The 24,060-nt window shown below is 39.9% G+C and carries 10 protein-coding genes; 7 read left to right on the top strand and 3 right to left on the bottom strand.

Annotated features, from left to right (window positions below):
- Positions 1–132: 132 nt before the first annotated feature.
- Positions 133–11,241: a fibronectin type III domain-containing protein gene (locus tag BLV53_RS14610; RefSeq protein ID WP_090302208.1), complete on the top strand. Its 11,109-nt coding sequence runs from the start codon at positions 133–135 to the stop codon at positions 11,239–11,241.
- Positions 11,242–11,372: 131 nt separating this feature from the next.
- Here BLV53_RS14610 and BLV53_RS14605 read toward each other — a convergent pair whose 3' ends face one another.
- The gene (locus BLV53_RS14605; RefSeq protein WP_090302206.1) at positions 11,373–12,674 is read right to left on the bottom strand and encodes a type II toxin-antitoxin system HipA family toxin; all 1,302 of its coding nucleotides are present in this window, start codon (positions 12,672–12,674) and stop codon (positions 11,373–11,375) included.
- On the bottom strand, positions 12,674–13,012 hold the full coding sequence (locus BLV53_RS14600; protein WP_170830892.1) for a helix-turn-helix domain-containing protein: 339 nt from the start codon (positions 13,010–13,012) through the stop codon (positions 12,674–12,676). The genes BLV53_RS14605 and BLV53_RS14600 overlap by 1 nt, the downstream gene beginning before the upstream one ends.
- A 1,118-nt stretch (positions 13,013–14,130) precedes the next feature.
- Here BLV53_RS14600 and BLV53_RS17125 point away from each other — a divergent pair.
- The 4 genes from BLV53_RS17125 to BLV53_RS14585 all read left to right on the top strand — a co-directional run bounded on the left by BLV53_RS17125 (position 14,131) and on the right by BLV53_RS14585 (position 18,708).
- The gene (locus BLV53_RS17125; RefSeq protein WP_170830891.1) at positions 14,131–14,292 is read left to right on the top strand and encodes a hypothetical protein; all 162 of its coding nucleotides are present in this window, start codon (positions 14,131–14,133) and stop codon (positions 14,290–14,292) included.
- 187 nt (positions 14,293–14,479) lie between these two features.
- Complete coding sequence (gene srtB / locus BLV53_RS14595; RefSeq protein WP_090302202.1) at positions 14,480–15,655, top strand: class B sortase; 1,176 nt, start codon at positions 14,480–14,482, stop codon at positions 15,653–15,655.
- A gap of 40 nt (positions 15,656–15,695) precedes the next feature.
- Entirely contained in the window at positions 15,696–17,981 is a 2,286-nt protein-coding gene (locus tag BLV53_RS14590; protein ID WP_090302200.1) for a hypothetical protein, read from the top strand.
- A gap of 79 nt (positions 17,982–18,060) precedes the next feature.
- A complete protein-coding gene (locus BLV53_RS14585; RefSeq protein WP_090302198.1) occupies positions 18,061–18,708 on the top strand; it encodes a lysoplasmalogenase family protein in 648 nt (215 codons plus the stop codon).
- 52 nt (positions 18,709–18,760) lie between these two features.
- Here BLV53_RS14585 and BLV53_RS14580 read toward each other — a convergent pair whose 3' ends face one another.
- Positions 18,761–21,313, bottom strand: a complete 2,553-nt coding sequence (locus BLV53_RS14580) for a hypothetical protein (RefSeq protein ID WP_090302197.1) — start codon at positions 21,311–21,313, stop codon at positions 18,761–18,763.
- Positions 21,314–21,431: 118 nt separating this feature from the next.
- Between BLV53_RS14580 and BLV53_RS14575 the strand changes: the two genes are divergently transcribed.
- Positions 21,432–23,618 carry an LTA synthase family protein gene (locus tag BLV53_RS14575; RefSeq protein ID WP_090302195.1) on the top strand — a complete coding sequence of 729 codons (2,187 nt, stop codon included), beginning with the start codon at positions 21,432–21,434 and terminating at the stop codon, positions 23,616–23,618.
- A gap of 183 nt (positions 23,619–23,801) precedes the next feature.
- A partial coding sequence (tnpA, locus tag BLV53_RS14570; protein WP_330388355.1) for an IS66 family insertion sequence element accessory protein TnpA occupies positions 23,802–24,060 on the top strand: 259 nt, incomplete at its 3' end.

The following is a 24,060-nucleotide window of genomic DNA, read 5'->3' as shown; positions in this document are numbered from 1 at the left end:
TTTAAGCCGATAATGAAATTGTAGCACTATATCTGTGCTTATTTTTGGTACGCAAAAATACAGGAAACAAGGTAGTTGTTGAATTCAAGAAAGTTACAGTAAAGGGGTTTGCTGTAAAAGAGGAATTGGACTATGAGAGAAAATTTGGATGTAATCAAAAGGTTGTTGGCCATCGGGTTATCAGTGTTTTTGGCGGGATCGACGCTATTTGGGGACTTTATTGTTATAGCCGATCAGGAGAATCACTGCGAGGAGTTCACGGACGACTATGCCTACACCGACAACGGAACCTTGGTGCCAGGCGAGAATTCTGACGGATACTGCGACGATTGTGGTAGAGGAGAGGAATTCCATGACCATATTGCAGAGCCAGAGGGAGAGGCTGCTGAGGTAGCAGCTGAAAATGCAACAGATGTAACTGAAGATGTAGCCACTGATATAGGCACCGGCGAAGGCTTGGAGCCTACTACTGATGAGCAAATTCCTGAGAATCCAGAGCAGCCAGGTGAAAACCCTGAAAATATCACTGCTGAAACAGGTGATGCAGTAGAAAACCCAGCAGAAACTCAAACCCCACAAGAGACAACTCCAGAGGAAACAGCAGAAACAACAGATGAAACCATAACAACTCCTGAAACAGAAACCCCAGTTGAAAATATAGAAGGAACTGAGACAGAAGAGGAAACTCAAAAAGCGGACACACCTCAAGAAGAAGTAACAGAATTAGATGAAATAGATGAGGCAGATAAAGAAGCTGAAGAAAAGAGATTAGCAGAAGAGAAGGAAAAAGAGAAGAAGGAAGGTTGCATACATAATTGGGAATACACATCGAATGGTGATGGCACTCACGTAAAACGTTGTACAGAGTGTGGCGAGGAAGTTGCCGAAGAATGTGCATTCGACGGAAACGGCAAGTGCTTCTTCTGCGGATATGAGAAGGCACCAGAGGAATGCGAGCACGAGTGGGAGTATACAGCAAATAATGATGGAACACATTTGAGAAAATGTGTTAAGTGTGGAATCGAAGAGCTTGAAAATTGCGAATATGGCGAGGATGGACTCTGCAAATATTGTGGTGCTCCAAACATGACCCTGGAACAGCAGACCTATTCAAGACAATTTGGCACAACAACTGTAACCGTATCAGGTAATATGCCAGCTCATTCTAAGGTAACTATCTACAAAGCCGGCACAAAGGTAAGTGAACATATCGTCAATGAAAAGCTGGATGACAAGACCTTTATAGCCTATGAAGCCTATAATATCAACATTTATGACGCTAGTGGCCGAAAGTACCAACCAGAAGAACATGGTGATAGTGTAACAGTAAGCTTTTCAGGTGTTGATGATTTGGAAAAAGCCTCAGAAGAAGAGGTAACTGTCTACAGAATCGAAGACGACTACGAGATTACCGAGATAGAAACAGAGGTAGAGGGTGAGGATGTCACTATCGAGGCAGAGCACTTTACTATTTATACTATTGGTACGACTACATGTGATTCGTATCAGAATATAGGTGGCTCATGCAATTTTGCCTATATTAAACAGGCAACTATTGCCAACTACACAAGAGTAAGAGGTTTTAAATTTTATCTGTATTATCCTGAGGCTAAAGAAACAACGTTTAAAATAACGTATTATAAGAATCTTAAACATAACGAGGGAAAACAGCCAACAAATCCTACAGATGGTGTTGAGGTGGCTAGTAAAACGATTACTGTAAATGGTTCTGCTGGAAAAAGATATGCTATAGATGAAGAGTTTGATAACATTAGTAGCAATCCGAATGCTTGGGTTACAAAGGACAATTACTATTCAATAGTAGTAGAAATGGATAGTAGTGTACATGTAGGTTATGATGAGGGATCTATAGAAACATACTTCAGTCTTGACAAAGCACCTTGGAGTAATACATATAATGGAATTTCATATAATGGAATATTTCAGGAAACAGAAACAAATGTAGAAACAAAGGATAATATTGGAGATAACTATATAGTATCCAAACTAGTAGCAGATGGCACTTTAGGTAGTGATAAACAATATCACTATGCCAGTGGAGATAAAGCAACAGTAACTGCATCTCTTGGACTTAATCCTGGTGAAGATGCAAAAGTGGAGCGTACAATTGTATGGTCCTCAAGCGACAGCAATATAGTAAAGGTTACACCTAAGACTGCAATGACAGCTGAAATTACTGCAGATGCTCCAGGAACAGCAGTAATAACAGCAAGTTATAATAACAAAACTCTCAGTATCTCGGTATCTGTTTTAACATTTTTTATTGAAGGGACAGAAACTATTGGAGATAAGGCGACCTATAGCACTCCATATACAGGGCAAGTTATAAATAATTTAACCTATAAAACACTAAGTGCGGCAGGTACTACTGTATCAGATATCGATTCTTCTTATCCTTATGTAAAATATAATACATCAAATAATACAAATGTAGGTAAAGCAACGGTTACTATATCTTATTATGTAGGCGATAACTCTGTATATACTTATGATAGATATTTCAATATTACACCGCTTAACCTAACGGAAAGTGTTTTTGCTAATGCAACTTTTACTGTATCAGGTGGTACGATACAGTCATTTTCAACAGTTGGAGCAGTAAATGGTGTTATACCTGTGTATAACACTGATTTTGATGCAGAAATAGTAGGTGAGCCAACGGCTTCTAGTGAGGGACTCAAATATGATGTAAGAATTACTGGAAAAGGCAATTTTATAAATGAAAATGGTGCAGAAATAAGAATTGAAAGAACAGTAGCTGGAATTGATATAGCTACATTATTAAATGTTGAGTTAAGCTCAAATTCACGCCTTAAAACTATTTATTTTAACAATGGTAATATTACTTTAACTGCAAATGATACAGGCTGGGACGAGGTTGTTTTTAAGGATCTTAATGGTCAGGAAAAAAATGGTATTGTCACACCAAACACAGCAGATTACGTTATCAAGGATTCTGCAGGAAATATATATACAGATTCCTCCCAAGATCCAAAGCTAAATAAGGCGGTTCCAAGAGGTAATATGACGATCATCTTTAAAATGAAGTCTGAAAAAGGATATATTGGAGAGCTGAGTGTGCCTTTTGTTGTACAAGAGGCTTCTATAAGTGCGGCTACTGTAGAATGGATTAAAGGGAATGAGTACAAGCATACTGGTAAAGACATAACATTAACACCTGGTGAAGATTTTACGGTCAAACTGAATAATGAAGTAATAAATCCAGAAGATTATACAGTGGACTACCCGGGAAATCATAAAGATATAGGTGTGTGTACTTTAGTTATAAAAGGAACAGGCACTAATTTTGACGAGCAATCAAGTATAATTACTTCATTTAAAATAATCTCAAATTTTGATATAGATTTGGAGATACGAATTAGTGATGGCGGCACAGTAAAAAAAGGTACCTCAGCTAATGAATATAAGACAGGGTATACTGAGCAATATACTAAAAGAGACAATCCAGAAGATACATATAAATCAATGATTTCTGTATACCTAACAGGAACAGGACCACTGAGTCAGGATACGGACTATACATTAAATATTTATGATGATGAAGAATGTATTAATAAAATAGACTCAACATCTTCTATTGGCACAAAATATATTAGGGTTGAAGGAATAGGTGCCTATGCCACAGAACCCAAACAAGTTAAGACTGCGACATTTACCGTTGTCCCAAGGCAACTGACAAGTTCAGGTATCAGGGTATTACATGATGGAAAAGAGATATCTGCAGCAGGCACAATTACAAAGGAATTTACAGGAAGACCGCTTACATTGACTACTGGTACATCAGATTCTTCTGTTGCTGATATTGTTGTTAAGTATGGAGACGCTTTTTTAAATCCAGGTAATGATAGTACAAGTGCAAATGCTGATTATTATATTACATACAAAGATAATGAGAATACTAATGTAGGAACTGTTGAATATGAAATACATGGTATTGGAAAGTATGCGGGAGTTTTAAAAGGAAGGGCATATCAATACACGATTACACCGGCTTCATTAAGTGAAGGTGGTACTGCAAGAGCGTCTTTGGGTGAAGAGCGAGGATACACTTATACAGGCAGCAAATGGTATCCACCGGTAAAAGTATCTATTGGTAGTACATTTAATGAAACATACACCTATAGTGGAACCACGTTCGATAGCGAAAACTTTACGGTAAAATATGAAGATAATCTATCTCCAGGAACAGCTAAGATAACAGTAACAGGTAAAAATAACCTTACAGGAAGTCAGGTTATTAATTTTACAATTGCAAGTAATACAGACGAGTTTAAGGGCATTTATATTGGTGGAACAAATCCAGCTCGATATGTTAAGACCGAAACAGGTTCAGATGCTAATAAAGTAGTCACACGAATATATACTTGTGATACTTTAAATGCTCAATATACAGGAAAAAACTATAATGGTTCGATTACTGTATATGGTATTGACCCAACTAAACCACTAACAAGAGGTGAGGATTTCTATGCCGAATATCATAATCCTATGAGCGCAAAGAAGTATACAGTTGGTGATACTGCTTCGCCATACCTAGAAATCCGTGGTCAGGGTAAGTATTTAAATAATATTGCACTTGTGTATTTTAATATTCAACCACGATCTCTGAATGATTCAGACATTACAGTGGTTTATACTAATCATTATGAGTATAACAAGGACACACCAGTAAATCCTGTATTTACTGTAAAATATAAAGCTGCAGAATTAGTTCCCGATTTAGATTATACTGTGGAGTTATACAACACTAAACCTACATTTAATGAAACTACTAAAGTTTGGGAAGGAGGAGAACCTGTCACTAATGTTGCTGGCAAAAAGTATGCATTAATAAAAGGTAAAGGAAACTATACCGATTCGCGTATAGAAGAGTATACAGTCGGCAAAGATATTTCTGAGACTTATGTTCAGATTTTAGGAGCTCAAAGGAATGATGATGTATTTTTGGCTAAATCATCAGAGTCCAAACTTGAAAAAATAAGTTCGTTAAAAACAAAGACATCACCACTTAATGTAGTTTGGCGTGGAGATACAGCAGCTCCAAGAATTGATTTGTATTTTTCAGAATTAGCACTTACACCTAAGAGTACAGATGCCTCTGACTCGCCGTACGATTATGAACTAACGATGACCAACATGAATGATGACTTCAAGATAGATGGCAAAACAGGTTATCGTTCACGATTGACTGAGGACGTAAATGACACTAACTACAATATTATAGAGGTAAAGATAAATGGAGGTAATACAGGTTACTTCGGAAGCGCTACATTCTATATTAGAGTAATGCCTCAGGATATAGATATTTTCTACAACACAAGTATGGCTCCGGTACAATATATAGGAACACGAGCAGCAGCAGACGATATAATATCTCCATATACTGGCGCTGAACAGACGATAATACCAAAGGTATTATTTACCATACAATCAGCCTCTGGTGAAATAAGGGATTACCAGCTTAACAGCGGGGATGTTAAGGACTTCATTACGCCTAATACCACCAAACCTACTGAGTATATTATTGGTCCAGATCTATCTGACAATAATATAGTGACTACTTTGACAGGTGTTGGAAACTTTAGAGGAACTACAACCCATACGAAAAAAATTACAAGAGGTAATGTTAACATCTATAGAGCTGCCAAGAAAGATGATGGAACAGTAGATAAAGATACAGAGAAATTTGTTGGTGTAACATCTGGAGAAGAGCCAAAAGAAGGAAAATCATACGTTGAATACGCAGTTGAATTTAACCTTCACGATGATTCTATGCCACAGTTTACCTACAATGGTAAATCGCAAATCCCAGTTATTACATTGACATCTCGTAATGGTTCAAATGACCCTGGTCCATATACCTTGAAAGCGGGTTCTGATTACGAAATGAAGGTTTATGACGATGAAAAGAGCAAGTTAGCTAATGCTAGTGACAGTGATAAACAGGACGCAACCTGTGTCGGCACAAAGACTATCGAAATCAGAGTAACTAATAGCAATTTCTATTCAGGAATAATTAAATTACATTACGCAATCGTAACTAATTCTATTACAAGCTATGTGGGTTCAATTAGCGATATTACTTACAAGGCAGTTGATTTGACACCAGCACAGATAGCAGACTATATTGACAAAAAGACAAACACTATATCATTAAAGAAAACTGCCAATTCAGAAAATGAACTCACTTATGGTAAAGACTATGCGATAGTTGCACCTGCAACAGATGATGATAAGAGAGAAGAATTGGATGCGATTCACCAACAACCTGAATATGCATCTGTAGCTGATATCCGAGGTGTTAACAACAAGCCAATCTATGGCACCGAAGGCACAGAAAAGAACTGGATATTTGTAAAGGGTATTGGAACCTATAGTGGATACAAGCAGATATTCTTTAATACAGTGCTTGATTTAGGTTCCGCATACGCACAAGTATCTGTAAACAAGGGTTACTATGAGCTTAATGCTCAGGGCGAAACAACTGAAAAGATAGTTCCAACCATTAAATATCAGGAAGTGAAGCAAAATGCAACTGACCCTACTAGCTATGCTACTTTGTCAAATACATCTACGGTTGAAGCATTAGCAAAGGATAATTACACAATTTCTAGAGACAGAAATAAACTTCCAGGTCCAGATCCAAGTTTGGCAGTTAATGGACAATATGCATGTACAGGCAAAGCCACTAACGTGAGATATGTAGATGGTAACACAGCATCTGAGGTATATTTCCTTGCAGATTTAAGTGACTATGGGCCAGATACAAATAAAATTACATTTGCAAACGGAACAGTTTATCGATATACAGGCGATGCGGTGAAACCTAGACCTGTTGGTGATGTACTTGATGGAGCTAGTCTAGCTGAAACAGACCAGGCTACTGGCGATTATACAATAATCTACACTCGTGATCCATCAAATCTCGAAAGAGACACTGCAAAAGATGTTGGAAAGTGGTATGCAGTAATTAAGGCAACAGCGGATGCTTCAAACCAATACTATGTGTCTAATTCATCAACAGCTATACCATTCTATATTAAGTACAACCTTGCTGATGCTGAAATTACAGTTGTGGACCCAGCTCAAGGATTCAAATCTGTAGATAGTGTTGAATACACAGGTAATCCATTCAAGCTGTACACTAAAAAGCCATACGATCAAGACGAATCAAAACGTGGAAATGTAAGGATTACTATTAAAGGAAAAGAAGTATACAATGAAGGATCACCAGGACTTCCAACCAATGACTATTTCACTATTAGTCCTGACTCGGTGACTACAGTAGGCGAACACACTATAACGGTGGACAAAACTACACTGGGTGGAAATTTTGTATATGGTGATCCAAACACTAGCAAGAAATTTAGAGTAAAACAGGTAGGACTGAAAACAAAAGCTAAATTTAAGCTGTATGACCCAGATAATCCAAGTACAGAGCGTTATGAATATGGATATATTGGCTCGGCTATAAAACCAGTGGTTAAGGGTACTATTGATGGAAAAGAGTTGGTAGAAGGCACTGACTTCAGAGTTACCTATAAGGATAATGTAAACGCAGGTGTAAAAACGGCATCTGTATCTATTAAAGGAATGGGTGCATATTCAGATAGTGATACATTCACACCTGAAGACTGTAAGTTTACTATAACTAAACTGGCTTTAAATGATCCTCACGTTGTAGTAGAAGTTGAAGATGCGACTTATAGTGGCTTTTATAACAACCCAGATGTACCAGCGGAAGAAGACAGGGTGGAACTCAAACCAAAATACTCAGTATATTATGTGGATAGTGCAAAAAAAATAAAGAATTTGCTTAAAGAAAACACAAATGGCTCTACCGCAGGTGACTGGAAGTTTTATAGCTGGGCAAATAACACTGTTGCATGTGATAAAAATGATAGTAGTATCGCAGATGAAAAAAAACCAAGAGTAAAGGTTGAGTCGTATGGTACTAACACGATAGCTGGTACGTACGCAGTGGGTTATTTTACCATTCACAAGTTAGAGCTAGCTCGTGATAATATATCAATTGACCAGACAACCCACGAGTTTACTGGAGACTGGATAGATATTTCTGACATTGTAAAGCTTTCTACAACATATACGAACAGTTCTGGTAAAAAAGTATCAGTACCATTGGTTAGGGATGGTTATAGTGGTGATATAGGCTCAGATATAAGCGATTATACTGTAACTATCACAGGTGGAAGCAACATTCAAGGAGGAAAGGTAAAGGACAGAGGTAACTACAGAATTTTGATTTCTGGTATAAACAGTTGTGAGTCAAGCTTTGAAGTAGACTTTACTGTTACACCTCGATCATTGGAAGACCACTATCACTATTATTACGAAAAGGGTAATACCACAGGATGGATTGGCAAATGGAGTTACGATAAAGTCAACAAGAGATATATATGTATAGGAGGTAAAGGAAAGGATTCCTTTGAAGACCTGACCATCTATGTGTATGATGTAGAGACAGTAAATACGGCAGGAGTAACACCAGAAGTAGTAATTGAAGATACAGGAAGAGCAGACAGTAATCTTTATACTTTAGATGCAGCAGAGTTTACTGTAACAGCATATAACAATAAAGCCGCTGCATCTGCGGAATGGAGCAAATCTACTACAACCGATGCAAATAAAGGATACCATGCCAAAGTTGCTGATGGTTCTCCATATATCACGATTACAGGTACAGGAAACTATGGTGGAACTATCACACTGCCATTTAATATCGGCAAAAACATTAACACTGCCGAATTAGACATCAAGTACACTGTCACAGGAGTAACAAACCCATTTACGTACAAGCCTGAGTATGACAATCCAAAAAAACCTCAGGCTGAGATGCAGTACACCTACAATGCAACACGTCAAAGACCTACAGTTTCAGTTCATACTAAAGATGGTAATCTACTCAGACCAGACAAGGACTATAAAGTAACCTACACCGACGCCGCAGGAGATGAGGATTCATCTATTAATGCCGGTTGGAAGAATGTAGTAATCACTGGTATTGGTGACTATTGTGGAAAAATATCACAGATGTATGTTATTAATAGAAAGGCAATAACTGCAAAAGGTGGTCCATATCGCAAAGATTCACCGATGATAGCTTCTAATGATGAACAAACTCAAACTCTTGAATTTACACTTGATGGAAATACAGTGACCAGATTTACAGATGCTACACTCAAGACTTATCTGGTGGACACAGGCATTATGTCAGCTGCACAGGCAGCTGAGTTCAAAGATTTCTACTTTGCTGTATACAACAGAAAGGATATCAAGCCAAAGGTAAATGTAATAGATTACAATTTAGGTTCGAATGGAACAACTCATCTCAAAATTAGTGAAGATGACCTAGACTTTGCCTATGAGAATGAAAACGTAGCGTCAGTATTTACGAAGGCAGAAAATGGTACAGTAGATCTCACTACATTTAGTAAGGTCACAGTTTCATTTAAGAGAAACTATTTTGTATCACAGCCAACATCCACAGAAGTCACAGGTTCGCCAGGATATGTATTCCATTACATCATAGTTCAGCACAATATCGAGGAGAGAGACATGTTAGTTCATTTTAAGGACGAGGACGGAGCAAATCAGACCTACGATGCTGGTAAAAATATTGAACCTGATGTAAAGGTTACAGATGGTGGACAGCCACTGGTAGAAGGAACGGACTATAAAAAGTCATACAGTAAAAACCATAATGTACCAGGCAAGCATACCGTAACTGTAGAGGGTATAGGTAACTTTAGAGGAACAAAGACCCTAGACTACACTATTTGGGCTACTATGGCTGATGTTAAGGTCGGCTACTACGATGAAAACCATATCTTCCATGAGGGTATCATCCCAACACAGCAGTATACAGGTGAACATATCACAGAGGGATTGCCAGAGATATCACTTATATTGCCAAAGAATAATAATGATCAACTTGAAGATTTCAAGCTAGAGTATGGCGAGCATTACACTGCAACAGACTGGGGTTCTGATGATGGCTATTTATCAGTTGGAAAGGTAGTGTACTCTGGTCTTAATACTGGCTATTTCATGGCTGAACCAAAAAAGGAGATAAACTACGATATCTGGTTTGACGAGGAAAATATAAAGGCTATCAATTATGAACCTACCTACCAATTTACAGGTTATGACATCATTCCAGACTTTAAACTCAATGTCTCAACAGGAAGTATTGATAAGGACTCTATAAAGATTTACAAGAATGATGACAGGACAAAAGAAGCTGATAACTTCTCAGACGTGGGTAAGTACACCGCATCGATGCATTACACAATAGGAAGCAAGGAAGGGGATATAGAGGCAAATTATGAAATTGTCCTAAGAAATATCGCCAACTGTACAATTATTCCTGCAGAGGGTAGTACTCTTAGATATAGAGGAATAGTTCAAAAGCCAGGTGTCAAGGTATTTATCGAATCAACACCAAACAAGCGATATACACTTGATATGTTCGATGGCACAAGCGGAGATTACCAGGTAGAATACGGTGAGGCAGTTTATGGCCCTACTAATATCAGATTTACAGGCGTATCGGACAGACTCAAAGGCGAGATTACAGTGCCTTACAATATCAAGCTTCAGAGCGTGGCAAATCTTAGAGTGACAGATGATACAGGTGATTCACTGACAGTGGCATGGGTAGGTGAGCTGTACTCAGATGGAACCGATTTGAAACTGTGGATGAAGAAGGCCGATGGCACCTATGAAGAAAAACAGCTCAAGCGAATGGTAGGCAGGCAGAACAACACATTTACATTTGAAGGCCTCAAGAACAGCACAGAGTACAAGATAGAAGCCATAGCCTATGCTACATTGAAAGACGGCACAGAAATCACAAGTGCCACTGAGGAAATCTACAAAACAACAGATATTGCTACTACCGCACTTAAGGTAACAAGCAGGAATGCAGGAAGAGCAACAATCTCCGGCTGGCCAAACGATGGTACAGTTAACCATTACTACATCTACAGATCAGAGTCTCCAAACGACAAGGGTAAGGTTATAGCTATCATACCAGCCACCACCAGATCATATACAAACACCAAACTTGATAGTGGTAAGACCTATTACTACACGGTGGAAGGATATATATTTGAAGGAGATGGAGATAAATCGGTTCAGGTTAATACCTCGAAGACGATTCCGGTGGTAGTCAAGTAAAAGCATTTTAGGGATAGTAAAAAACTCCCCTTAAACAAAGATAGGATTCAGTGGTTGTCTTCGGACAGCCCTGAATCCTTCTTTGTATTGACACAACCTCTGTATTCATATATTTGCACTTGGTCTAAAAATTAAATAATAACTAATTCAGCAATAGTTGTACTTATTAATTCTATAGTGTTTTCTCTAATTCCAACATTTCCCGCAATGGAAGACCAGTGATTTACTGCGGCTCTTACATCAGCAATAATATTCTTGGCTCTTGGCTTTGAGATGCCGATGGTAGATGCAACCTGTAGTAAATCTGCTAATTCTATCAGCTCACTTTTGTTGTTAATCAGCATTTGATGTTTGCTTAACCATTTGTTAGTAGGATTATAAGAGAAAGTCACATCATAGGCGGGTGACAAACTCCAGATGCCATTCTTATCCATTAAAAATGAAACATTTTTAACGTGATCATCTCTGTTTACAGCAAGAACATTAAACACCATTCTTCTAAAGAATTGCTCAATCTCATTAGCGCCAAGACCAATCTGTTTCATGTAGGAAGCCGCCAATTCATAGCTACAAAGTCTTGGTGTGTTGTAATCAATGTGGGCTAGAGCTGCTAAAGTTTGCATATGGACTTTTGAGCCATTAACTCTGTCGAATCTCTTGGTCATAAAGTGATTGTGGTTTTCTTCTTTGAAAATCCGGCATTCATTCATATTGATGCCAGCTTCTAAGGCCATGAGATAATATGCATACTCGATGAGAGTATATTCAGGCTCGTCTTCTAAATTATGATCACCATTGTTACTAACACCATCAAATTTCATTAGCCAGTAATCAAAACCTTTTTCTGGATTAATCTGACCAGACTTAACTTCGTTTGTCTCTTCATTCCATGCAATGACAGCTTTTGCTCTGGCGCCACCTGCAGAGGTGCCTAGTTTGAGAAGCTGAGAGTAAGTTGCATTGGACATGTCGATATCTACACTTTTTCTTTTGTTTAAAACATCGGAAGCAAACTTGACCATCTCACTGACATTGACTTTGTCAGATGCCTTAGCATCAAGTGAGAGAGCAGGGCGATATTCTAGTGCACCCATTCCTCGGCTTCCGGTATAGCATAGTCTGTCTATTACATTGAAATCTGTTTCTGTTTTACCCTGAGACGCAAGCCACTGATTGATAACAGCATTACCAAACTTGTCAGGTAAAGAATCAGCTATCATACCAGGCACTCCGTGAAAGGCATTTGCCAGATTTGGAAAGGAATAGAGCCTGTCAGAAATAGGCATCCTCAAAGGTGAAAGTTGTATACCTGTTCCCTGAACGCCGTTTATAAAATCCTTATCATATTCAAAAAAAGCGTAGGGCAAATCTTCTCTCAGATTTAAAGTGCCTATCTTTGTATTCCATAAAAATATTTCTGCAAGGTTGTTCATTATTCATCACCCCATTTGAAAGTCCTGTTGCCTGGCTGAACTTTTTTCTTTCTAACTCTTTTTCTTACGGTGCCCTTTTGTTTTGCTAAATACGCAGATGGTCTGTTACTCATATCTGGCAGCAGAGCATCAAAGTTGTCGGCTAAATCTAATGCCATAATAATCTTGATAAAGATATCCAGTTGCACATCTAAACCCTTTTCGAATTTTTGAATCGACCTAAGTGATATTCCAGCTCTGTCCGCTAGCTCTTGTTGAGTCAGAGGATATGCTAGTCTATATTCTTTTGTACGCTTAGCGAGTTCTGAAATAATATCATAGGAAAACATATATTTCATTTCTATCACCTCAAATACATTATAATAAGAATATATATAAAGCGCAAGTACGCGCATATTAATGGCTAATATAGGTATATAATATGCAAGAACACGCATGTTATAAATGATGCAAAGATAATGACAATTCTAGAATATTAGACCTATAACGGTCTAAGACATTGCGTGCCCGATGGAAAATAGTTGTTGACAAGTTTAAAAATCTTGTTAAAATGCACTCAGATGATGCGATTACACATCTATTGGGGTTTCGCCCCCACAATGTGCGAACGACTTTATTGGGGTTTCGCCCCCACAATGTGCGAACGACTTTATTAGGGTTTCGCCCCTATGAGAGCGAGCGAATGTAATCAAGATTAAGGCGAGCCTCGGCTTGCCTTAATTTTACAAAAAACTATTGAATAGCAATAGCAAAATGAGTGCTTGGTACTATTCGGGTACCATTTTTATGTTGGTTTGATATTACAATAGATATATAATCAGGATGTAGTAAGAATTAATAGTATGTAGAAGAAAAAACGAATTCAAATTTGACATTCTATAACGAATTGCTATAATGATAATAGGCAAAGAAATGATGTTATTATTTCATAATAGGCAAACAAAAAAGCTAGGAGTTGCAGCTCCTAGCTTTTTCTATTCCGTTTTGGACAAGGTGGCTTATTCCTTAGGCTCATTGCCGTGGTCATCTCCGTCGAGCCATTTGCAAATATAGTAGGCAGCTATACTTGCCATAACAGAGATTAGAAATGATGCTATTATTTCCAAGCAAACACCCCCTTCCTTTGCCTGTCTAGGGGTGGCAACGTCATTCATTATAACATTTTCATTTTATATTCTCTATAGAACATCCTGAACTATTCTAATAAATCTTCAATATTACAATAATAATATATATAAAGCGCAAGTACGCGCATATTAATGGCTAATATAGGTATATAATATGCAAGAACACGCATGTTATAAATGATGCAAAGATAATTACAATTCTAGAATATTAGACCTATAACGGTCTAAGACATTGCGTGCCCGATGGGGCTGCTATGTTGTTAAAAATTACTATTTTGTGGTAATCTTTATATACAGAAATGGCATGTATATAGAAAGTGGGTTTTATTATGATACAGCATGATGTTTCGTTTGAAGCAAAGGATATGGAAAAGAATATGGATAACCTTTTCTCAATGCTTGATGAAGCAATTGATGATATGGAGAATGGAAGAGTTTTTTCAGAAGAAGAGGTTTGGGCAAAATTAGCAGAAGTGAAGGTAAAAAGGTAAATGGCATTAAAAAACTATTCTTTAACTTTTGCTATCCAATAAATCCCCCACTATGCTATACTCAGTTACTATTTACAGTTGAATAAAGTGTTCGATAAAGCTCCGTACCCTTGATTTTAATGCAAAACCAAATCGATTGTGATAGACTAAAAATAAGACAAAATGGGCTTGATGGGGGAGCGCAGTTTTGGAAAAGAAAAGGTTTAACATAGGCGGTTTTGAGTTTGAAACCTACTATGAGTACAGGGCAGCACAGGAAGATGTAAAGAAAATAGAGTGCATCAATGGGGAGCTTGATATCCAGGATCCTGAGGTTGCTTTACGCCTTTATAATGACATCCGTGATGGTATCATCACATTTAAAAGCCCTATCGGTAAACAATACGCGGCACATGTGGCAGATATTGTGGCAAACAAGTCTGCAGGTATGCTTGGTGACCGTGAAATCATAGAAGAAGCAGCAGGAAAGGCCAAGAGCTCTAGGAGACTGGGCCTTCTTTTTGTGTCTTTGGCGGCTGTGCTGGTAGTAGCTTTTGCAGGTGTTGAGCTGAAGGAGATAGTCAAGGCCAGACGAATTCAGGCAGATATAGAGTCACGATTGGAAAATGGTACGGACACTAATAATTCACAAAAATCAGTTAATATAAGTAATGAAATAGACGATATAGAATCTGTAGAGGATTCGAATGGGGGTAAAAAGAGTAACGTAGCTTCTGCGAACGTCATTGGCAATGATTTGATTCTCAGCCCTTGGGACAGTGATTATGCAGCAGATGAGCGCGAAGTTCTCCCAGAATTAAAGGATTTATTGGCGCAGAACAAGGATTTTGTAGGGGTACTTACTATAGCTGATACCGACATCAATTATCCTGTAGTGCAGACACCAAATGATCCGGAGTACTATTTAAGACGTGATTTCTATGGCCAGGACAGTACGGCAGGCACACTTTTTGTCGATTATCGTTGTGACATAGTAAATCCGACCACAAACACAATTATCTACGGCCACAATATGCGCTCAGGCACTATGTTTGGCGGCCTAAAGAGATATCTAGATCACGACTATTATTTGTCACACAAGACAATTACTTTCAAGACTCTATACGAAGAGCAGGAGTATGAGGTAGTAGGAGTGGGTCTGTCTGAAGTGGGTTATGATGACGATGACAACTACAAATACTACAATTTCATAGATGCTGTAACAGGTGCTGAGCTTCAGGAGTTCTTGGATAACATACAGGCATTATCAGTTTTTGATGAGACTATCAATATTTCTAGCACAGACAAAATATTGACTCTCAGCACGTGTAATACTTACAAGGAAGACGGCAGAATGTTCATCGTAGCAAAGAGAGTCAAATAGTGACACTTTATTTCTCATGAGTTACAGGGATGGGACTGCTATGGTGAAAAAAGTACTTTTGAAAAAAATAGGATGTTTACTTATAAGCGCGTCTATTATTCTCGGGGGGTGGACCTTTGTAGGCAGCTCTACTTCTGAAGCGGAGCCGGACACAGATTTGGTTTTAGAGACACCCGAGGATTCTGATACAATCACCACAGATAATACAACTGAAGATTTGAATGAAGAGACTGGGTTACCTGCACAGGATGGGGTTACACCTGATGTACCATCACCGGATGATGGGACAGGAAATCAGGATGCACCAGCTGATGAGGCAACTGGCTCGGAGGTTACGGGCGGTGAGGAACCTGCAGAGCAATCAGGTCTTAGAACCATGCTTATGACTTTGGCAGCTCCTGTGTTTAGTAATTCACTTGGTTCAGACCAAGACACAAGTAGCACAACGCCTAAATATAGTGGCTCAACCCTTGAATATGTATCGAAAAATGTTCCTGATCCACTAGAGATTCCAGATGGAATCACTACTATTGCAAGGGATGCTTTTAGTGATAGCAATATCACTATCATAACATTTGTAGATGGAACAGACATAACTAGTGTTGGATCCCAAAATGGCTGGAAGCCACTTAAAGTCTATTGCCCTGGTTGTACTGAAGAAAATGAAGTTGCAAAGGCCTTTAAGAGAATGGGCGCAACGGTCGTCCTGGATTCTTCGGATGACTTAGCGGAATATATTATTGATATTGAATACCATTTGACTTCACTATCTGGTATCACCACAGACTATAATGCTAATAACGATCCTACTTTTAGCTTTACAGTAAAAGAGGGAATTATACCTACATGGAGCAAGGGTACTGATACTATAAAGATAGATGGCATTACCTACAAAAAAATATCGGGTCCTGAACCAGAATTTTATCCAGCGTCAACAGATCAAGTGTATAAGTACGTGTATAAGGCTGTTAGCGACGCCAAGACCTTTGACATAAACTACAGATATGTTTTAGAGGATGGTACTACTGAAATAGGTACCAAAATTGAGTATGTAGAGCAGGGGCAGATGCCACCAGCCGCACCATCAATCTATACTGACAATGCAGGAAAAACATATGAGCTAGTGTCAGGGCCAGACCCTGCATTTGTGGCGGCTACAGCGGACGCAAGCTATAAATTTACTTATAAAATCACAGATAATCCTGTAGAGACAAATCACACAATCGTAATCAAATTTTTACTTCAGGATGAAGCCGGAAAAGAGGTTAAAACAATCAATGGAAACACAATGACAGTGGCTGACGGTGTAACTCCAAGCTTTACAGCGCCTGGAACTTATTCGTATGGCGGAGTAGCCTATAGCCTTGTTTCAGGTCCAAACCCTGTATTTGTGCCAGCTACAGCAGATGCTGATTACACCTATATCTACAGAGCAGGTAGCAAACCAGATGGTACATACACCATCACCATCAACTACCAACTAATGGATGCCGCCCTAAAGACAATTGAAAAAACTGTCACAGGCTACACCTTAAGCGTAAAGAAGGGTGAGGTCCCTACATGTATTTACCCACCTTCCTACACAGATAGTGCAACTAATAAGACCTATGACTACCAGTCAGGTCCAGAGCCTCCATTTGCAGCAGCAACTGGAGATGCTACTTATACCTACATCTACAAGCTTAGAACAGGCGGTGGTTCAGGAAGTTCAGGTGGCTCTAGTAGTTCCGGCGGTTCAGGAAGTTCCGGTGGTTCGGGCTCTTCATCTGGTTCATCGTCCGGTGCAGCAGGAGGTATTGCAGGTGGCGCTGCTCCATATGCCAGCACAGAAGCCCAGACTAACATGATGTACAAAATCACTCAGGGGGCTGGACAGTCAGTGGCAAAGGATGCAGGAAGCATAACTATCACTTGCAACGGACCTGTTGAAAAGCTACTTTACATCCTATTTGATGGAAAGGTTTTAGACCCGGTGAACTATACTATCAAATCAGGCTCTACCATACTTACGTTGAAGTCTGAGTTTGTCAGCTCTCTAACTGAGGGCGACCATGTGGTTCAGTTCCAGTACACTGACGGATATACCATGACAGGCTTAAAGATTGCGCCAGCCGGAACCAAGACCACAACCACAGTGACCTACAAGGTGGCTGCAGATGGCTCCATTTCAGCGGGCCACACAAAGGATACCACTCCAAAGACAGCAGATGGATTCGACGCCAGATACCTGCTTTGCATAGCAATATTCCTGCTTGGTGTTGGAGCAATCATGCTCAGCAACCAAAGAAAGCTTGAAGCAATACTTGCAGGTCAGGATGACGAATGATTATAATGTAAAGAAACGATGGTCAAGGTGTTAATCACCTTGACCATTAATACATGGGAGAGTTATTGGAGAGAAAACTATGATACTAGAGACTTTAATTTACGTGGCACTATTGATTGCATTGTTTTTCGTATGTGATAACAGCCTGTCCAGAAAGTATTACGTACCACTGAAAATGCTGTGTTCTGCATCATTTCTGGTGATACTGTGGGTTAACCAGATGCTTTCCGAGAAACTGTGGTTGATGTTTTGGGCGCTTCTGGCATGCTTTGTAGGTGACCTTTTGATGGCATTCTACAACACCTACAGGAACAAACGGGTTATTGCACTGGGTATCATCGCATTTATGCTGGGCCATGTAGGGCTTTTAAACTACATGTGCAGGATTACAGATTTCACAAATGTGCTGGTGTACATCCTTCCTGTGCTGGGCTGTGGCATTGTGCTGATATTAAAAAAGGCCTGCCATTTACACATGGGTAGCTTGCTTGTGCCATGTCTCATATATGCCTATTTTGTAAGCACTATGACCTTAAAGGCTGTAGAGTGTGGGTTGAATGGGATGCCACTGATTGGTGTGGCTGGAGTGCTGACGTTGGTTAGTGATTTGACGATATTGTTTTTGTATTTTTATCATTTTAAGGATGTGAAAAATAAGAGGTTAGTTCATTGGCTGAATTTGGGGACTTATTATTTGGCTATACTTTTGTTTGTCTATAGCCTTTAGGTACTAGCCCTCATCCGGCCTGCGGCCACCTTCCCCCTAGGGGGGAAGGCTTTTATTTTATGTAGCTTACGAATACGTTACCAAAAGTTGAGAAATAGTCGGTGGCTTCGGTCATCGACATTTTTTTATTGGTGCTGGTGTCAGGGTCAAAATAGGTGATGGTGGTGGAATCGTAGCCTATGATAAGCACTGCGTTGTTCTCACCGGTGTAGGCATAGACTGGATTGCCAATGCTTACATAATAAAGAGCTTCATCTAAAGTGGCACCAGTTAAATCAAGAATCGTGTAATCCTTTAGGGTCTTTGTAAGGAGCGAAATAGGTGTCTCGCCCGCCTCTAACAGAGTGTGAACCTGCACGTTTTCCCCTTCGTGTACAAGCATAGCTGAAAGGGCTTTAGCATTAGAGCTTGCCTCGGAATCGCTGGAGCCGTAGGCTACCTGTTCGATAGGGTTCTGATAATTTCTGCGTCCACGTTTCCAAACGTATTTTGGATCATTATCAAGGACAACGCCCATATTTGCATCGGCCTCGGTGATGGCTTCCATCAGGTTGTCAGTAGCCAAAGTGACAGTGCTTCCCACATATACGAAATAGTGGGTAGAGCTGGTGGTTGAGGCTACATCGATGGTTCTGGATGGGTCTCCAAGCACCAGACCTGAAACCTTGTAGGAAACCTTGCCCAAAGTTTCATCCTCGTCCAGCGGAGTCATGTTCAGTATAACCACCTGCTGCTTTACCTCGTCTATATCAGTGGTGATAGGAACCGCCTGGTTCTGGGCACCGGCACTGTTTTTGATAGTGTCCTCATCCGCAGGAAGGATGGTACCGTCGGAATCGATTTTTACACGGTCCAGATAAATAGTGTAGGAATCGTGGTGCACTCCTGTGATGTAGTAGCCGTTTTTCTGGTAAGTTTTCAGAGGCTCTGCTTTGCCAGAGGTGATATCTGCAATAGTCAAAGCGTACATCGGATAAACCATGGAACCAGCCTGGTCACGAATAATATCCTTTTCGTAAATGGAACCGTAAATAATATCGTCATCCATAAATGATAAAGGCTTTAACAGCTGACCTTCCTCGGCCTCTATATCAAAGGTCTGGTTTGTCTCCAAATCCATGATGTGGATAGATTCTGAAACATTTGCATCTTCCATCCATGCCACATATCTGCGGGAGCTTGAGGAAGCGTACTGGGCATCATCAAGACCGGTAATGACTTCTTTGGTGGTGAGGTCCTTAAGATTCATGTAGACCAAAGTGCCATTAATCATGATGTAAAACTCGCCGTCAGAAGCTTCGTATAAAAGATCTGAGAAGTTGGCGTTAAGTATCTGGTATGAGCTGGTGGATGTAATGAAAAGCTGCTCGCTGGCAACATCCTCTGTGGCATCGTAGTGGTAAAGATTGATGCCGGATTGGCCCTCGTGGGTGCCTGAGTTCATGTATCCGTAAACAACGAAATCCATGCTGCCGGACTCATCTATATTTAATAGAAGAATCTGGTGCTGATTGTAGGTGGAACGGCAGTCCGTCGGGTCATCCACAAAACTAAAGATTTCTTTAATCTGGCGGTTGGTCTGGTCGTACTGGAACAGGCTGCCATTTTCCACGAAAGAAACGATGGTGCCTGTTTCGTTTGAAAGATATTTAACATCCGGGTCGGTGATACCGATGTTTATCAGGTTGTCGGTTATCTGGATTGAATCCTTGTCAAGGAGCTGCTCCATGGTGCGGTCGTAGGACAAAAGATAGATTCTATCGGCTGTGTAGCGGATTCTAAAGTCCTCAGAGGCTGTGTAGTATTCCGTGTGGTCATCATTTTCCATGCTTAGGGTGTACAGCAGGGTGAGGCTGATGTAGTTTGAGGTGATATCTGTCATGGCTACGTTGGTAGTGCCCACCTGAGTAGGCTTTGAGTTGCCATAGGAAATCTGTGACAGAGTGGAGTTGATATTTACATGGCCTAAATCCTGGTCGTTGCCTGTAGATTTTGGCTCGATGTAGGTGGCCAAATCTGTGGCATCCTCTGACAGTGCTGTATTATGGAAATATTGAGCGAAGTCCAAAATCTCTGTTTCGTTGCAGCCGTCCGTCTCCATGATTCGGGTGTAGTAATATACGCTTTTACCATCATTTTCAAGGGTCAGTATGAGGAGATATTCCTCGTTGACCTCGATAAGGTTTTCAGCCTGGAAGCTGGCGGTGATGATGTCCCCATCCTTTTTGTAGTCAAGGTCATTTTTTGCGATATTTCGCTGGGTATCAAGTGAGCGGATTTCATAGGACAGGCTGTCCACAGGGAAATCCTTTGTATCTATAGATAATGAAATGGTACGTTTCTTGTCCAGTGGAATGATGGCGTCACGCATGTAGGCCGGGTCCATTTCGGAAGTGTAGCCGTGGAGCTGCGTATTGCCGTGGTTTAGAAATTCCATGGTGACTATAGGAAGCGTAGGTGATGATTGCTTAGATATCTCTACATCTTCAGATATATTTGTAACTATTTCAAAGAATACAAGAGATATAATAAAAACAGCCAGCAAAATGGCTGCACGTTGTAGTATTTTAGTGGGAATACCTTTCTTATAAAACTGTAATCTCATGGGAACTCGCTTTCTTGAATATTAAAATATAAAGTGTTATAATCCGTGGGATTAATGACAGGAATTATTTTATCACTAATCTTAGCTACAATCTACTTTAAAGCTTATCGGAGGTTCAATGAAAAAGCTATTAAGTAAAATCAAATCAGGCACTAAATTTGTCTGTAAAACAGTCGGCAATAACATAAAAAAGTTCTCTAATAAAATTGTAAATTCAAAGGTTGTTCAGTCATATCTAAACAGCAAGGTTCGCAGGAAATGGTTAAGCCTGTGGGACAAGAGTGCATTCTGGATGCAGATACCCCTATCCCTTCTAATCATATTCATTATGGAATGGCTTTCGAGACATTCGTTCGCAGCAGCCACAGGTTTTGTGGTTCATCATACAGGCCCATTTTTGTTTAATTCATACTGTGTGTTTGTAGTTCTTTCCATAGTATTTTTGAGCAAAAGACGTGGCTGGTGGCGAGTGTTCTTAAGCATGTTTTTCATCATTCTTGGAATTATAAACTGCGTCATTCTGCTGAACCGCGTATCGCCATTTGGCTATACCGACCTATACATGATAAGCGATTTGCTCACCATGCAAGACTCCAACTACTTCTCAGCCCAGCAGGCAATGATGGCCATAGTGGCGCTTATCATTTATATCATTATCATGGTGATATACGCTATAAAAGGTCATAAAAAGCAGGACGGCAAGCCATTCTGGCAGAGATTGATACTTGTGGTTGCACTTTTTGCATCACTTTATCCATCCACATTGTTCCTTAGAAATTCCGGAATTATGACTTCTTACTTCGGAAATCTGGCACAGGGATATCTGGATTACGGATATTTATACGGTTTTTCTACTTCAGTTTTAGACAGAGGTATGAACAGACCATTCGGCTACTCAGAGGCCAAAATCGACAGCATTATAGAAAATGATAAGGCTTATGTTTCGACACTACAGACTAATGACGGCACCAAGCCAAATATCGTAGTTATTCTCCTTGAGTCCTTCTATGATGTAAGTGAAGCAGATTTCCTGGAGACAAACGAGGACCCAATCCCATTTATCCATTCGCTGGAGCAAAACTATTCTACAGGTCACTGTATCGTTCCTGTAGTAGGTGCCGGAACCTGCAACTCAGAGTTTGAGATTCTGACAGGTCTTAGCGTTGGATTCTTTGGTCCTGGTGAGTACCCACAGAAGACCATTCTCAAGGATGTTGATGTGGAAAGCTACGCAGATGTTTTATCGGATATAGGCTACGGCACACACGTAGTTCACAACAATGGTGGTAACTTCTATTCCAGAAGAAACGCCTTCTCCCAGATGGGATTTGACACATTCACATCTAAGGAGATGCTTGATATCACAGATTACACTCCTCTTGGCAACTGGCCTACAGACGATATCCTTTTAGAGGGTACAATGGATGCCATGGACAGCACCGAAGGCAGTGATTTTATTTACACTATCACCGTAGAGGGACACGGTTCCTACCCTACTTACGAGGTAGAAAAAGACCCTGAGATAAAGGTAAACGCAGTAGGCAAGACCGAAGAAGAAAACTACGCTTGGTCTTACTACGTAAACAGAATCCACAACGTGGATGATTTCATCAAGCAGTACATAGAGGCCTTTGATGAGCGTGGCGAGGATACGCTGGTTATCATGTTCGGTGATCACCTTCCTACCATGGGCCTTACAGAAGATGAAATATCTACCAAGGATTTATACAAGACAAAGTATTTCACTTGGAACAACTTTGGTATGCCAAAGGAAGATATGGACCTTACCACATACCAGCTGGTTTCAGAGTATTTAAACAGACTTGGTATCCACAATGGAAATATTAATGGATATCATCAGACAGCAATGGCTGCTGGCAAAAAATATGGCACAAACGATTACTTGAACGACTTGAGAATGCTTCAGTACGATATCATGTATGGCAACCGTTACACCTACAAGGCTGGTACAGAGTATGAGCCTTCAGACATTGTGATGGGTGTAAAGGATGTAAACATTGACCGGGCTTACTTCTTTAATGGAAGGCTTCACATTTACGGTGACCAGTTTACGAAATGGTCAAAGGTATTTGTGGGGGATGAGCAGGTCTCTACAAAATATGAATCCGGTCAGGTCCTCACCATAAAGGCATCAGACGTTAAAAATGGAGATAAGATAAAGGTCTGTCAGATGGGTAGTTCCAACACAGTCTTTAGAGAATCCAATGAATATGTGGTGTATGATCCTAATTATGTGGAAGAGGAAGAAGAGAGTGAGATAGAAGATGGCGAGGAGGCTGAGTAGATTTTTAGCTGGCCTCGGCGGAGCCGTAGGCGCGCTTACACCTCATCAGTCACCTTACGGTGACAGCTTCCCCTCCTAGGGGAAGCCTAATAAAAAAGTAAGCGGCAAATATAAAGCTCTCGAATACGCCCTTTCAAATTAGTAGTATTAAAGAAAAACTACTGATTTGGAGGGCGTTTTGTTATGGATAAAAAAGTCATGGATGTTAGATTGAAGTCCTGGATACCAGTTTTTGAAGAACAAGCCAGAAGTGGATTAACTAAGCAAGCTTTTTGCGAGAAAAATAACATTAAGCGTGGCGATTTCTTTTACTGGCAGCGCCAAGCCAGGGAATATTTTCTTGATCAACAAGAGGAAACAAAATCATCAAGTAAAACTACAGAAAAAGAAGAAACAGCTCTAGGCTTTTATGAAATTTCAGCACCTAAAGCTGTATCCAAGC

The organism is Pseudobutyrivibrio sp. ACV-2, from assembly GCF_900107545.1.
Taxonomy (GTDB): Bacteria; Bacillota; Clostridia; order Lachnospirales; family Lachnospiraceae; genus Pseudobutyrivibrio.
Note: the sequence above shows the minus strand (reverse complement) of the source record. Positions and strands in the feature narration are given on the sequence as shown.